The organism is Micromonospora sp. NPDC023644, assembly GCF_040640115.1.
Lineage (GTDB): Bacteria > Actinomycetota > Actinomycetes > Mycobacteriales > Micromonosporaceae > Micromonospora.
The window spans coordinates 22,513-36,016 of record NZ_JBFABA010000057.1 but is presented as its reverse complement, the minus strand read 5'-3'; the positions used below and the strand labels follow the sequence as shown (position 1 = coordinate 36,016).

Sequence of the window (13,504 nt, the reverse complement as noted above, 5' to 3'; positions counted from 1 at the left end):
CCGCTCCGGTGGCCGCCGCCCGCCGCGCCGCCGGAGCGGGCACCCGGTCCACCCAGAGCCGGGCGGCGGCGAGGCCCCGGCGCGCCAGGGCGGCGGCGAACCGGTCGGCGACCTCGTCCGGGTCGCCGGCGACGGCCACCGCCGCCGCGTGGCAGGAGCGGCCCGGGTCGGACTGCTGTCTGGTGGGCTGTGGACGGCTGCTCATCGGGTGGTGAATCCTCCGTCGACGGTGATGACCGAGCCGGTGACCTGAGACGACTCGTCCGAGGCCAGCCAGAGGGCGGCCTGGGCCACCGAGTCGGGCTCGATCAGCGCGTTCATCGGCTGGGCCTGGACGAACGTCTCCTCGTGCTCGGCGACCGGCACCTCCAGCGACCGGGCGATCTCGGCCAGCATCCGGCCCTCGACGTACGGGTCGTCGCGCACCGAGCCGGGGCACAGGGCGTTGACCCGCACCTTCAGCGGCGCGTAGTCCAGCGCCGCGGCCCGGGTCAGGCCGACCAGCCCGTGCTTGGCGGCGACGTACCCGGCGAAGTGCCGGTAGCCGACCAGGCCGGCGGTCGACGCCACGTTGACGATGCTCCCGGCGCGCTGCCGGCACATCACCGCGCCGACCGCGCTGACCATCCGCCACGGGCCGGAGAGGTCCACGTCGAGCATGAGCTGCCACTCCTGCTCGCTGATCTCGTGCACCGGCTTGCCGGAGGGCGCCGCGATCCCGGCGTTGTTCACCAGGACGTCGACCCGGCCGAACCGGTCCACGCAGAGCGCGACGGCGGCCCGGACCGCGTCGAGGTCCCGGACGTCGGCCTCGACCGGGTACGCGGCCACCCCCAGCTCCGCGCAGAGCTTGGCGGTGTGCGCGAGCTGGCTGGCGGAGCCGAGCGGATACGGCACGCCGGGCAGGTCGTGGGCCACGTCCACCAGAACCAGGTCGGCGCCCTGCGCCGCGAAGGCGGTCGCGCAGGCCCTGCCCAGCCCCCGCGCGGCGCCGGTGACGATCGCGGTCTTGCCGGCCAGCCGGCCCGGCGTCGGCTCAGGCACCGGCCAGCCTCCGTCGCACCAGCGCCAGCAGCTCGGCCGGGTCGTCGGCGAGGTACATGTGTCCGCCGGGAACGGTGAGCGAGGCGAACCCGGCGGAGGTGACCCGGTCCCAGCCGGTGAGCTCGGCGGCGGCCACCAGGGTGTCGTCGGCACCGCGCAGCGCGGTCACCGGCACGTCGAGCCGCTTGTCGCCGCCCGGCCGGTAGCCCTCGTGCAGCTCCACGTCGGCGCGCAGGGTCGGCAGCAGCAGCTCCCGCATGTCGGGGTCGGCCAGCGCCGGGTGCGTGTAGCCGGCGAACTCCTCGACCCGCGCGACGAACTCGTCGTCGGGCAGGTCGGCGGCCGTGCGGTCCCGGCCGGACCACGGGTCGGGCGAGCCGCTGACGAACAGGTGCGCCAGCCGCACCCCGGCGGCCTGGGCCAGCCGGCCGGCCATCTCGTACGCGAGCACCGCGCCCATGCTGTGGCCGAACAGCGCCACCCGGTCGCGGCCGGCGACCAGTTCGAGCACCTCGTCGAGGAGCCCGTCGACGGCCTGGTCCATGCGGCGGTACGGCTCCTCGACGAAGCGCTTCTCCCGGCCCGGCAACTGCACCGGGACGATCTCCAGGTCGGGCGGGGCGACCCGCTGCCACGGTTGGTACACCGAGGCGCCCGCGCCGGCGTAGGGGAAGCAGAGCAGTGACGTGACGGTCAAGACGGCTCCTTGCCGAGGAGGGCGGACCGGACGGCGCCGAGCAGTCCGGGGTCGGCCCGGGCGAGCAGGTCGTGCCCGCCCGGGACGGTGACGGTGGCGCAGCCGGCGGTGGTCAGGTCGGCCCACGCCGCCGCGCCGACGTCGCCGACGTGCGGGTCGGCGTCGCCGCGGATCACGGTCACCGGGACGCCGATCGGGCCGGCGTCGCGGTAGCGGTAGCTGCGGCCGAGTTCGAAGTCGGCGCGGGCGGCCGGCAGCGCGGCGGCGGCCAGCTCCGGGTGCGCGGCGACGGCCGCCGGCATCGTGCCCAGCGCGACCAGCTCGGCGAGGAACGTGGCGTCGTCGGCGCCGGAGTGGTCCGGTTCGACCTCGGCCCGGTGCGGGGCGACGGCCGAGGAGACCACCAGCCGGTCGGCCGGCCGGTGCCCGCGCCGCTCCAGCCGGCGGACCAGCTCGAACGCGACGTACGCGCCGAGGCAGTCGCCGTAGACCGCGTAGGGCCGGTCCAGGTGCGGCGCCAGGGCCGCCTCGAGGGCCTGCACCAGCGGCGTCATCCGCCGTGGCGCGGGATCGGCGGCCCGCTCGCGGCGGCCCGGGTACTGCACCGCGTTCACCTCGACCGCGCGCGGCAGCCCCGCCCGCCAGGTCTCGAACGCCCCGGCGTTGCCGCCCGCGTAGGGCAGGCAGAACAGGCGCAGGGCGGGCCGGGCGACGGGCGCCCGGACCACCAGCCACGGGTTCTCAGCCATCGCGGGTCACCCGCTCCACCACGGCGCCGTAGCTGCCCAGCGCGACGAACTCCGGCAGGGTGATGGTGCTGCCGTGGCGCTGCCGCAGCGCGGTGACCAGGCGCAGCGCGCGCAGCGAGTCGCCGCCCGCGGCGAGGAACTCCGCCTGCTCGCCGCGCGGCGCCACGCCGACGACCTCCTGCCAGACCGACGCCACGCGGGCCGCCCAGCGGTCCCGGGCGTCCCCGTCGCGCGGGGCGGGGACGACGGGGCCCGACGGCCCGACGGCGGGCAGCGGCGCGGTCGGGTCGGTCGCCAGCAGCCGGCGGTACGCCTCGGCCAGCCGGTCGGCCCGCGCCTCGTCGACGTGCCGGGCGTCGTACTGCAGGGTCAGGGCGAGCCGGCCGGTCGCCGGGTCCACCTCCACGTCGACGGCGAGGGTGAACGCCACGTCCACCGTGATGCCCCGGCTCTCGACGATCCGGCTGCTGCCGCCCTCGCCCTCGTCGGCGCCGCCGTGGAAGTGGGTCCAGTTGAAGAAGTGGTCGAAGCGGGGGCCGGCCCCGCCCGCCCGGACGATCTCGGCGAGCGGGAAGCGGTGGTGGCCCATCAGCGACCGCTCCGCCTGCCAGGCGTCGACGGCCAGCTCGGCCAGCGACCGGGTGCCCAGCGCGGCGCTCACCGGCAGGGTGTTGAGGAACAGCCCGAGCGTGGCGTCGCTCCCCTCGGCCTCGGGCCGGGCGCCGACGACCAGCCCGGTGACCACCTCGTTTCGGCCGGCGGCCTCCCCGATCACCCGCAGGTGGACCGCCAGCAGCCAGGACTTGGCCGGTACGCCGGCGGCCCGGGCGGCCTCGGTGACGGCGTCGGTGGTGGACGCCTCCAGCGGCACCCGCCGGGTGGTGGTGATCCGCGGCCCGGCCCCGCCGAGCAGCAGCGGCGGCACGCCGCCCGCGCCCTCCAGCCAGAACCGGCGCGACCCCGCGTCCGCCACGGCCTCGCGTTCCGCCGCCACGTAGGCGCGGAAGGGCAGCGTCGGCCGGTGCGGCACGGCGAGCCCGGCGCGGCGCCGGTCGTACGCCGCCAGCAGCTCGCCGAGGAAGAGGTGCAGGCTCCAGCCGTCGAGGATGGCGTGGCACTCCGCCACGATCAGGGTGAAGGTGTCGGCGTCGTCGCGGACGGCGTGCAGCCGCAGCAGCGGCGGCCGGTCCCAGTCGAAGGGCCGCACCCGCTCGGCGGAGACCAGCTCGTCGACGCGGGCCCGGCGGGTGGCGTCGTCGGCGTCCGCCAGCTCCGTCACCGGCACCTCGACCGGCACCTCGGCGTGCACCAGTTGCAGCGGCTCGGACCAGGCGCCCGGCGCGAATCCGGTACGCAGCACCGGGTGCCGCGCGACCAGGTCGGCCAGCGCGGCGCGCAGCGCCTCCGCCTCCAGCGGCGCGTCGACGCGGTGGGCGGTGACGTTGTGGTACATCGCCGGGTCGCCGGTCAGCTCGCAGTGGTAGACCATGCCCTGTTGCAGCGCGGTCATCGGGTAGGCGTCCGCCAGCCCGGCGGGCAGGCGGTCCCGGTCGGCGGCGGCGACCAGGGCGAACGGCTCCGCCACCCCGGCCGTGCCGGCGTCGGCCGCGGCGGCGTCCCCGGTGTCGGCGCCGGGCTCGGTGAGGGTGATCTCGCCGTGCGCGACCAGCTCCCGGACCGACTGGTGGACGAAGATGTCGCCGAGCCGGAACGACAGCCCGCGCCGGTTCGCCGCGACCTGCATCTGGATGCTGCGGATCGAGTCGCCGCCGAGGGCGAAGAAGCTGTCGGTCACCCCGACCGACTGCGTGCCCAGGACCTCCCGCCACGCCTCGACGAGGATCTCCTCGGCCCGGTTGGCCGGCGCCACGGCGGGCTCCCGCCGGGCCCGGTCGAGTTCCGGCGCGGGCAGCGCGGCCCGGTCGAGCTTGCCGTTGCGGGTCAGCGGCAGGTCGTCGAGGAGCACCACGGCCGCGGGGACCAGGTGGGCGGGCAGCCGCTGGGCGAGCCAGTCGGTCAGCCGGGCCTCCAGCGGGCCGGCGGCCGGGCCGTCCGGCACCGCCACCGCGGGCCGCGGGTCGGCGGCGTACTCGGGGCGCACGGCGTGCAGCGTGTGCCGGTCGGTGCCGGTGAGCAGGTCGTCCTGGCGGGTCACGACGTCGAACCCGCGCTCCTCGAAGAGGGCGATCAGCTCGTCCAGGCGCCCCTCCGTGTCGGTGCCGACGGCGTCGTGCACCTCCATGGCGACCTGCGCGATCAGCGGCCAGTGCCGCTCCTCGATGCCGGCGAGCACGTCGGCCTCGGCCCGCTGGACGTCGATCTTGAGCAGGTCGATGCGGTCCGGCGCGACCTCGTCGATGACCTTCGACAGCGGGCGTACGTCGACGGTGACCTCGGCGCCGTCGAAGCGCTCCGCGAGCAGCTCGTCGACCCGCTCCAGCAGGGTGTCCCGGTCGGTCTCGCCCCGGTCCCGCTCGTTGGCGAGGAACCGCTTGATCACGGCGACCTCCGCCGCCGGGTCGGCGTACGCGGCCTGGCCGGACATCATCGAGTAGCCCGGGTAGTAGGTGAAGGAGACCTGCCCGGACGCGGTGGACAGGCCCACCGGGTGCACGGTCGCCGGCACGCCGAACTCCTCGACGTTGCGCCGCAGCGCCGCCACCACCGACGGCACGGGCTCGAAGGCGTGGATGGTCGCGTCCGGGCAGACGGCGTGGACGAACAGCGAGAACATGCCGATGTTGGCGCCGACGTCGAAGACCGTCGCGCCTCGGCGCAGCACGATGCCGTCGCGCAGGTAGACCCGCTGCACGAAGATCTCGTCGTACAGGTAGCGGGTCTCGTGCGGGTTGATCCCAGCGACCCGGTCCAGGTCGACGCCGACGGCCGTGGCGGCCGGGCGGACGTAGCCGACGAGGCGGTCGCCGTGCCCGTCGTCGTCGCGGGCCACGACCGCCGCGTCGGCGACCTCCGGGTGCGCCCGCAGCGTCGCGGCCACCTCGCCCGGCTCCACCCGGAAGCCGTGGATCTTGACCTGGTCGTCCAGGCGGCCCAGGTAGTGCAGGCGCCCCTCGGCGTCGACGCGCACCCGGTCGCCCGTGCGGTAGATCCGCTCCGTGCGCCCGCTGGGCAGGGCGGCGCGGACGAACCGGCGGCCGGTCGTCTCCGGGTCGCCCCGGTAGCCGTCGGCCAGCTGCGGCCCGCTGACGCAGAGCTCGCCGGCCACGCCGGGCGGCACCGGCCGCAGCCGGTCGTCGAGGACCCACACCCCGACGCCCGGCAGCGGACGGCCGATGGTCGGCGCCGTCCCGGGGCGAATCTCGGCGGTGGTGCTGTCCACGGTGCACTCGGTGGGCCCGTACAGGTTGACCGCCCGGACGCCGGGCAGCGCGCCGAGGGTGTCCCAGAGGTCCGGCGGGATCGCCTCGCCGCCCACCAGCAGCAGCTCCGGCAGCCGGGTGCCGCCGGCGCCGGCGAGCAGGATGCGCAGCTGGGAGGGGGTCAGGTCGAGCACGTCGACCCGGTTGTCGGCGAGGACGGCGGCCAGTTCGGCGCCGTCGCGCCGGGCGTCCTCCGGCACCAGGTACAGGCTGCGGCCGTGGGCCAGCTGCACGAGCTGCTTGACCGAGGCGTCGAAGGTGAGCGGGGCGTTCACCGCCACCCGCAGCCCGGCCCGGCCGCCCGCGTACACGGTCTCCTCCAACGCGTACGCCAGGTGGGCGGCGGCGCCGTGCGAGACCTGGACCGGTCGGGGGGTGCCCGTGGAGCCGGAGGTGAAGATGACGTAGGCGGGATCGGTCGGCGCCACCGTCGGCACGGCCGCCGTCGCGGTGCCGGCGGCCAACTCGGCGACGGTGGCGGCGGCGGTCCCCGCCGGGCCGCCCGTGCCGACGACGAGCCCGGCGTCGACCGCGCGGACCTGCGCGGCGAGCCGCTCCGCCGGCGCCGCCGGATCCAGCGGCACGTAGACCGCGCCGGCGCGCAGCACGCCGAGGAACGCGGCGACGGTCTCCCGGGACCGGGTGGCGAGCACGCCCACCGGCGCGCGGTGCAGCCCCCGCTCGACCAGGCCGGCGGCGACCCGGGCCGCGACGTCGCGCAGCTCGCCGACGGTGTACGTGCCGTCGGCGGCGACGACCGCCGGGGCGTCCTGGTCGGCGCCGGAGAGCCCGTCGTCGAGCAGCTCGACGATGGTGCGCACCGCGGCGCGGGACGGCTCGCCGGCCGCCTCGGTCAGCCAGCGGGCCTCCGACTCCCCGGTCAGCACCAGCGGCGTGCCGTCGGCCAGCGCCCGGGGCAGCGTCCCCAGGATCGCCAGCAGGCCCTCCAGCAGCCAGCGGCCCCCGACGACCCGCAGGGTCACCTCGTCGTCGCCGGTCACGGCGGTCAGCTGCGGGCCGGCCGTCGCGGGCGGCGCGGAGACCTCGACGGCGGTGGCGCCCAGGCCGCCCAGGGCCGCCGGGTCGCCGGCCGGCACGACGGCGAAACCGGCGACCGCGTCGGAGTGCTCGCCGACCGGGTCGACCAGGTGGAACGTCTCCTCGGCGGTGGACTCGGCCGCGCGTACCTCGTCGAGCAGCGCCTTGGGCGCGGCCGGCAGCGGCAGGCCCAGCCGGACCGGCGCGTAGCCGCCCAGCGGGCCGACGACGCCGGCCGTCCCGCTGGCCTGGCGCCCGTCGCTCCAGCGGGCCAGCACCAGGTCCGCGTCGTCGACGCCGGCGGGCGGCTCGGCCCGGCGGGACAGCGCGAGCGCCCAGGCGGCGAGGAGCAGGCTCGCGACGCCGACGCCGGCCTCCCGCGCGGCGGCGGTCAGCGCCGTGGCCGGCACGGTCGCGGTGCCGACCTCGGCCGGGTCGTCGCCGTGCGGGGTGACCAGGCGCGCGGCCGGCGCGGCGGGTGTGCCGACGTCGGCCTGCTGCCGCTCCGACAGCTGCCACTCGGTGACGTCGAGGAACTGCAGGGCGTCGGCGTCGTCGGGCAGCCGGCCGTCGGCGTAGGCGCGGGCCAGGTCGGCGAGGACGAGCCGCAGGCTCGCCGGGTCGGCGATCAGCGGCGTGGCGGCCAGCTCCAGGGCCTCGTCGGTGACGGTCACCGACAGCTCGCCCTGGGCGCCGACGACGACGCTGCGGCCGTCGTCGACGTCCTGCAGCGGCACCCGCAGCCCGGGGTGGTGCACCAGGGTCAGGCGCAGCGCCTCGTGCCGGGCGACGACCGCGTCCAGGGCGCTCTGCAGCCGGGCGCGGTCCAGCGGGCGGTCGAGCAGCACCCGGGCGCGGACCAGGTCCTGCGCCCCGGACCAGGCCAGCCGCTGGATCGGGGACAGACGGTAGCCGTTCACACCACGCTCCGGTTGAGGTAGAGGTCGGACATGGCGACCAGGATCTGCCGGTCGCCGCTGAAGGGTTCGCGACCGTGGGTCGCCAGGAAGTTGTCCACCACCAGCACGTCGCCGCGCTGCCAGGGAACCGACACCGCGTGTTCCCGATACAGGTCCCGGATGCCGGCCACCACCTCGTCGGGGATCGCCTCGCCGTCGCCGTAGTAGGCGTTGCGGGGCAGCCCCTCGGGCCCGTACTCGCGCAGCAGGGCGGCCGAGACCTCGGCGGGCATGTTGGAGACGTGGAACAGGTGGGCGTGGTTGAACCAGACCGTCTCGCCGGTGCGCGGGTGGGTCGCCACCGCCTGCCGGCGGGCCCGGGTCCGCAGCCCGTCCCCGTCCAGCCAGGTGTACTCGGTCGCCGAGTCGGCGCAGTACTTCTCCACCTCGGCGCGGTCGGTCGTCTGGAACGCCTCCTGCCAGGGCAGGTCCAGGTGCGGGCCGTAGTTGCGCACGTAGCTGACCCCGTGACGCAGGAACCGCTCCCGCACCTCGGCGGGAATGCGCGGGCTCACCACCCGCTCGCTGGCCAGCGGGGTCGCGCCGCCGCTGCCGGTGGCCGGCTGGGCGCACCAGAAGTAGAGGTGGGTGGGCCAGTTGTGCGAGTACGACATCTCGTGGTGCAGCGGGATCCACTGCTCGGCGTTGAACTCGGTGGAGGTGAAGACCTTCTCCGCGACCTCGTGCCGGGGCGCGGCGCGTTCCAGGTAGCCGAGCAGGTCCGGGCTGACCGCGCGGGCGGCCCGGCTGAAGTCGTCGGCCGTGGCCACCTCGAAGCCCCGGAAGAAGACCGCCCCGTGGGCGTCGAGGTCGCGCAGCAGCTCGTCGCGGCGCCCCGCCAGCCACCCGGCCAGGTCGAGGTCCGGCACGGCGGCCTCCACCATGAGCACGAACGTGTCGTCGACCAGCACCCGGCGGGACACCGGCGAGGCGACCGCGCCGGCGCCGGTGCCGCGCCGACGCGGCGCCGGCCCGGTCACGACCGCACCCCGCTCGCGCCGGCGGGGGCGACGGTGGCGGCGGCCAGCTCGGGCGCGGCCACCGGGTCGGACATCGCGGTCAGGATGCGTCGGGGCGGGGTGAACGGCTCCCGGGCGTGCGCGGCCAGCATGTTCTCCACCAGCAGCACGTCGCCGCGCCGCCAGGCGAAGGAGCGGGTCTCGGCCGCGTACGCGGCGCGCAGCTCGGCGAGCACGTCGTCGCCGATGGGCGTGCCGTCGCCGTACGCGGTCTGGTAGGGCAGGTCCTCCTCCGCCAGGGACGCGCGCAGGCCGACGCTGACCTCCTCCGGCAGCGAGGTGACGTGGAAGAACAGGGCGTGGTTGAACCAGGTCCGCTCCCCGGTCACCGGGTGCTCCCGCACGGCGGGGCGGACCTGCCGGGTGCGCAGCTGCTGCTCGCCGACCCACTCGACGTCGATCAGCGCGCGGGCGCAGTACGCCTCCACCTCGGCCCGGCTGTCGGTCTGGAAGGCCGTCTGCCACGGCAGGCTGATCCCCGGCAGGTAGTTGCGCCGGTAGAGCACCCCGCGGCGCTCGAACCCGGCGACCGTCTCCGGCCGCAGCCGGCCGAGCACCCGGCGGCTGTCCGCCAGCGGGGTGCGCCCACCGGCGGCGGGCTCGGTCTCGCAGTGGAAGACGATCCGCAGCGGCCAGTTCACCGTGTACGACTGCTCGTTGTGCAGCACGATCGGCTGGTCGGCCGGGTGCTCGGTGGAGGTGTACACCCCCTCGGTCACCTCGCTGCGCGGCGACGAGCGCTCACCGTAGCTGAGCACGTCGTCGGAGAGGGCGGCCATCACGGTGCGGAAGTCGGCCGCGCCGTCCACCGCGAAGCCACGGAACAGCACGGCGCCGGCGCGGCGGGCCAGCTCGTCCACGGTGGACCGGTTGCCCGCCAGCCAGGCGGCCAGGTCCACGTCGGGCACGTTGGCCTGGACGAGGGCCGGCAGGGGCCCGCCGGGCCAGTCGGGGCGCACGTCGACCAGGGACCGTTCGCGGCTGCGGCGCGGGATCACCGGCGCGGCCGGGGTCTGCTCACTCATCTCTCGTTCCCCCCAGGGTGTGGGCACATTCGGCGAGGCTGCGCCGGGGATCGGCGGCCGCGCCGCGTAGGAATGCGGTGAAGCGGCGGTGCCACGTGGCGACCAGTCCGCCGTCGAAGCGGTCGGTGCGGTAGGTCCAGAGCGCCTCCAGCCCGTCCCGGCGCTCGTCGAGCCAGAGGGTCAGGTCGAGCCGGGCGGTGTCGGGGGTCAGCTCGACCCCGACGAACTCGGCGCCGGACGCGTCGACGTGCCGGGCCGCCGGGGCGTTCTGCACGCCGAACGCGACCTGGACCAGTGGGTTGCGGTCCGGCTGCCGGGCCGGGCGGAGCCGCTCGACGACGACGTCGAACGGCACGTCCTGGTGGGCGGCGGCGAAGAGGGTCACCCGGCGGGCCTCGTCCAGCAGGTCCGCGAAGGACCGGTCCGGGCCGGGCCGCAGGCGCAGGGGCATGGTGTTGACGAAGCAGCCGACGCTCTGCTCGGCGGCGACGCTGGTCCGGCCGGCGAAGGCGACACCGATCAGCAGGTCGGTGCGGCCGGTCTCCCCGGCGACCAGCGCCGCGAAGGCGGCCAGCCCGACCATGTGCAGGCTGGCCCGGCTGGTGCGGGCGAGGTCCCGGACCACGGCGGCGGTGCCGTCGTCGATCCGGGTGCGCAGGGCGGCCCCGGCCGGGGGCCGGCCGACGCGGGGCGGTGCGGCGGCGAGTGCCGGTGCGGCGGGCAGGTCCAGGACCGTCGGCGCGCCGCGCAGCGCGGCGACCACGGCGGCCACCGCCTCCCGCCCGGCCGGGGCGGCCAGCCAGTCCCGCTGGGCCACGGCGAGTTCCGCCGGGCCGGTCGCCGGACCGGCCGGCCACGGGGGTGGCGCCCCGGCGCTCGCCACCTCGCTGCCGTAGGCGCGGCCCAGGTCCCGCACGATGACGCTGAACGACCAGTCGTCGCAGACGATGTGGTGGGCGACCAGGAGCAGCGCCCGCCCGTCGTCGGCGGCGACCAGCCGGGCGCGCAGCAGCGGGCCGGCGGCGAGGTCCATCGGGGTACGCGCCTCGGCGGCGGCGAGCTGGTCGAGCTGCGCGCCGAGCGGCACCCCGGGACGGGGCGGGGCGACGACCATCGGCAGGTCGAGGTCGTCCCGGACCCGCTGCACCGGGCCGTCCGGGGTCGACGGGAAGACGGTGCGCAGCGCCGGGTGCCGGGCCACCACGCGGCGCAGCGCCCGGCCGAGCGCCTCCGGGTCGGTCCCCGCCGGCAGCCGGATCGCGAACGACACCAGGTAGGAGGTGTCGGCCGGGTCGAGCTGGTGCAGGAACCACAGCCGGGTCTGCGCGGCGGAGAGCGGGGCGGTGTCCACGGGCGCGGCGGGGCGCGTACCGCCCGCCGGTGGGCGCCCCGGCCCGCCGGCGGGTGCGTCGTCGACGGTCGTCGCGGCGCCGGCGGTCGCGGCGTCCGTGGCGGGCCCGCCGGATCCGGGAACCGCCCCGGTGGGGCCGGCGGCCCGGCGCAGGTCGTCGAGGTGGCCGGCGAGGGCCGCCACCGTGGCGTGCGTGAACAGCGCCGCCGGAGCGACCGGCAGGCCCGTCGCGGCGGCGAGCCGGGTGGCGCAGCGCACGGCCAGCAGGGAGTCGCCGCCGAGGGCGAGGAAGTCGGCGTCCGCCCGGTCCACGGGCAGGCCGAGCACGTCCCGCCAGACGGCGGCGACCGTGGCGGCGGAGCCGGTGAGCGGCGCGCCCTCGGCGTCGGTCGCGGCGACGGCGACCTCCGGCGCGGGCAGCGCCGCCCGGTCCACCTTGCCGTTGGGGGTGGTCGGCAACCGGTCCAGCCAGACGACGGCGGACGGCACGAGCGGGGCGGGGACCGTCTCCCGCAGCAGTTCCCGCACGTCGTCGCGGCGCTCGCCGACGAGGTAGCCGACCAGCAGCGGGTCGCCGCTCGGTCCGGTCCGCACCGCGGCGGTCGCCTCGCGGACGCCGGGCAGGGCGGCCAGCCGCGCAGCCACCTCGCCCAGCTCGATGCGGTATCCGCGCAGCTTCACCTGGTCGTCCAGCCGGCCGAGGAACTGCAGTTGCCCGTCCGGGCGCAGCCGGACCCGGTCGCCGGTGCGGTACATCCGCTCCCCGGGGCGGAACGGGTCGGGCAGGAAGCGCGCGCGGGTCTCCTCCGGCCGGTTGAGGTATCCCCGGGCCAGCCCGGCGCCGGCCAGGTACAACTCTCCCGGCTCGCCGGGCGGCACCGGCCGGCCGTCGGGGTCGAGCAGGTAGACGCGGGTGTGCGGCAGGGGACGGCCGATCGGCGGGTCTCCCCCGTCGGCCGGCACCTCCGCCCACGTCGAGTAGGTGGTGTCCTCGGACGGCCCGTAGAGGTTGCAGAGCCGGCGTACGTGCGGCCGGGCGAGCACGCGGGCGGCGAGCGCCGCGGTCAACGGCTCGCCGGCCAGGCAGACGGTGCGGACGCCCTCCGGCAGCGCGCCGGCCGCGAGCAGCTCGCTCATCGCCGACGGCACGGTGTTGACCAGGGCGACGGGCAGCCGGCCGGCGTCCGGCGCGGCCAGCGCCAGCGCGTCGCGCACGAGCACCACCCGCCCGCCCCAGCAGAGCGGGCCGAAGATCTCGAAGACGGACAGGTCGAAGCAGACGGACGTCGCGGCGAGCACGCCGGCCAGCTCGACGTCCGTGAAGGTCTCCCGGGTCCAGTGCATGAGCACGGAGGCCGAGCGGTGCTCGATGGCCACGCCCTTGGGCCGGCCGGTCGAGCCGGAGGTGTAGATGACGTACGCCAGGTCGGACGGGTCGGCGGGCAGGTCGGGCCGGGTCGCCGGCCGGGCGTCGAGGTCGACGTCGTCGAGCCGGAGCGCGGCGTCGCCGAACCGGTCGGCGAGGTCGGCCACCGTCAGCACCAGCCGCGCCCCGGAGTCCTCGGTCATGAAGGCGACCCGGGCAGCCGGGTAGGCCGGGTCCAGCGGCACGTAGCAAGCGCCGGCCTTGAGCACGCCCAGCAGCGCGACCACGAGCCGGGAACCGCGGGGCAGGCAGACGCCGACGCGGTCCCCCCGACGCACCCCCCGGTCGACGAGGAGCGCGGCCAACCGGTTGGCCGCCTCGTCCAGTCGGCCGTAGGTGAGGACCTGCCCCTCGCACCACACGGCGTCCGCGTCCGGGGTCCGGTCGGCCTGGGCCTCGACCATGCGGTGCAGGGTGTCGACGGTGGCCGGGCGGACGTTCGGGCGGGACGGGGTGGACCGACGCACCGGCCCGGCGGAGCGCGCGGGTGCGCTCACCTCGAACCGCAGACTGGCATGACGCGTCCCACCGAGCACTCCCCCCACTACCTACAGTGATCGGCCGCGCGCCTTCTGCCAGGTCGACGACCGCAGACGATGACGCATCGTGACCTTGAGCCACCAAGCCATCGCTCTCCGCAGAGAGAGTCCACGACCGCCGATTCCACTGCCAAGATGTCTCTCACCATTCGGGACGTCGGTGGCGCCTTCGTGGAATCCCAGTCTTGGCCGTTCCCGTGGACGATCGGGCCGCCGCGGGGCGCGCCACCACGGCAGACGGCCCGCCGCGCGATCGGCGGACCCGACCCGGGGCCCG

8 protein-coding genes are annotated in these 13,504 nt (G+C 76.8%); all 8 read right to left on the bottom strand.

Annotated elements, in window-relative coordinates:
* Positions 1 to 205 (bottom strand): hypothetical protein (locus tag AB0G08_RS26340; RefSeq protein ID WP_358092449.1); only part of this gene is annotated, 205 nt, incomplete at its 3' end.
* On the bottom strand, positions 202 to 1,044 hold the full coding sequence (locus AB0G08_RS26335) for an SDR family oxidoreductase (protein ID WP_357868344.1): 843 nt from the start codon (positions 1,042 to 1,044) through the stop codon (positions 202 to 204). The genes AB0G08_RS26335 and AB0G08_RS26340, both read right to left, overlap by 4 nt.
* Positions 1,037 to 1,741, bottom strand: a complete 705-nt coding sequence (locus tag AB0G08_RS26330) for an alpha/beta fold hydrolase (protein WP_358092447.1) — start codon at positions 1,739 to 1,741, stop codon at positions 1,037 to 1,039. Before AB0G08_RS26330 ends, AB0G08_RS26335 begins: the two co-directional genes overlap by 8 nt.
* On the bottom strand, positions 1,738 to 2,490 hold the full coding sequence (locus AB0G08_RS26325) for a thioesterase domain-containing protein (protein ID WP_358092445.1): 753 nt from the start codon (positions 2,488 to 2,490) through the stop codon (positions 1,738 to 1,740). Before AB0G08_RS26325 ends, AB0G08_RS26330 begins: the two co-directional genes overlap by 4 nt.
* Complete coding sequence (locus tag AB0G08_RS26320; protein WP_358092443.1) at positions 2,483 to 7,828, bottom strand: amino acid adenylation domain-containing protein; 5,346 nt, start codon at positions 7,826 to 7,828, stop codon at positions 2,483 to 2,485. Before AB0G08_RS26320 ends, AB0G08_RS26325 begins: the two co-directional genes overlap by 8 nt.
* A complete protein-coding gene (locus tag AB0G08_RS26315) occupies positions 7,825 to 8,847 on the bottom strand; it encodes a TauD/TfdA family dioxygenase (RefSeq protein ID WP_358092441.1) in 1,023 nt (340 codons plus the stop codon). The genes AB0G08_RS26320 and AB0G08_RS26315 overlap by 4 nt, the downstream gene beginning before the upstream one ends.
* On the bottom strand, positions 8,844 to 9,911 hold the full coding sequence (locus AB0G08_RS26310) for a TauD/TfdA family dioxygenase (RefSeq protein WP_358092439.1): 1,068 nt from the start codon (positions 9,909 to 9,911) through the stop codon (positions 8,844 to 8,846). The genes AB0G08_RS26315 and AB0G08_RS26310 overlap by 4 nt, the downstream gene beginning before the upstream one ends.
* The gene (locus tag AB0G08_RS26305; protein WP_358092437.1) at positions 9,904 to 13,185 is read right to left on the bottom strand and encodes an amino acid adenylation domain-containing protein; all 3,282 of its coding nucleotides are present in this window, start codon (positions 13,183 to 13,185) and stop codon (positions 9,904 to 9,906) included. The genes AB0G08_RS26310 and AB0G08_RS26305 overlap by 8 nt, the downstream gene beginning before the upstream one ends.
* Positions 13,186 to 13,504: the final 319 nt, after the last annotated feature.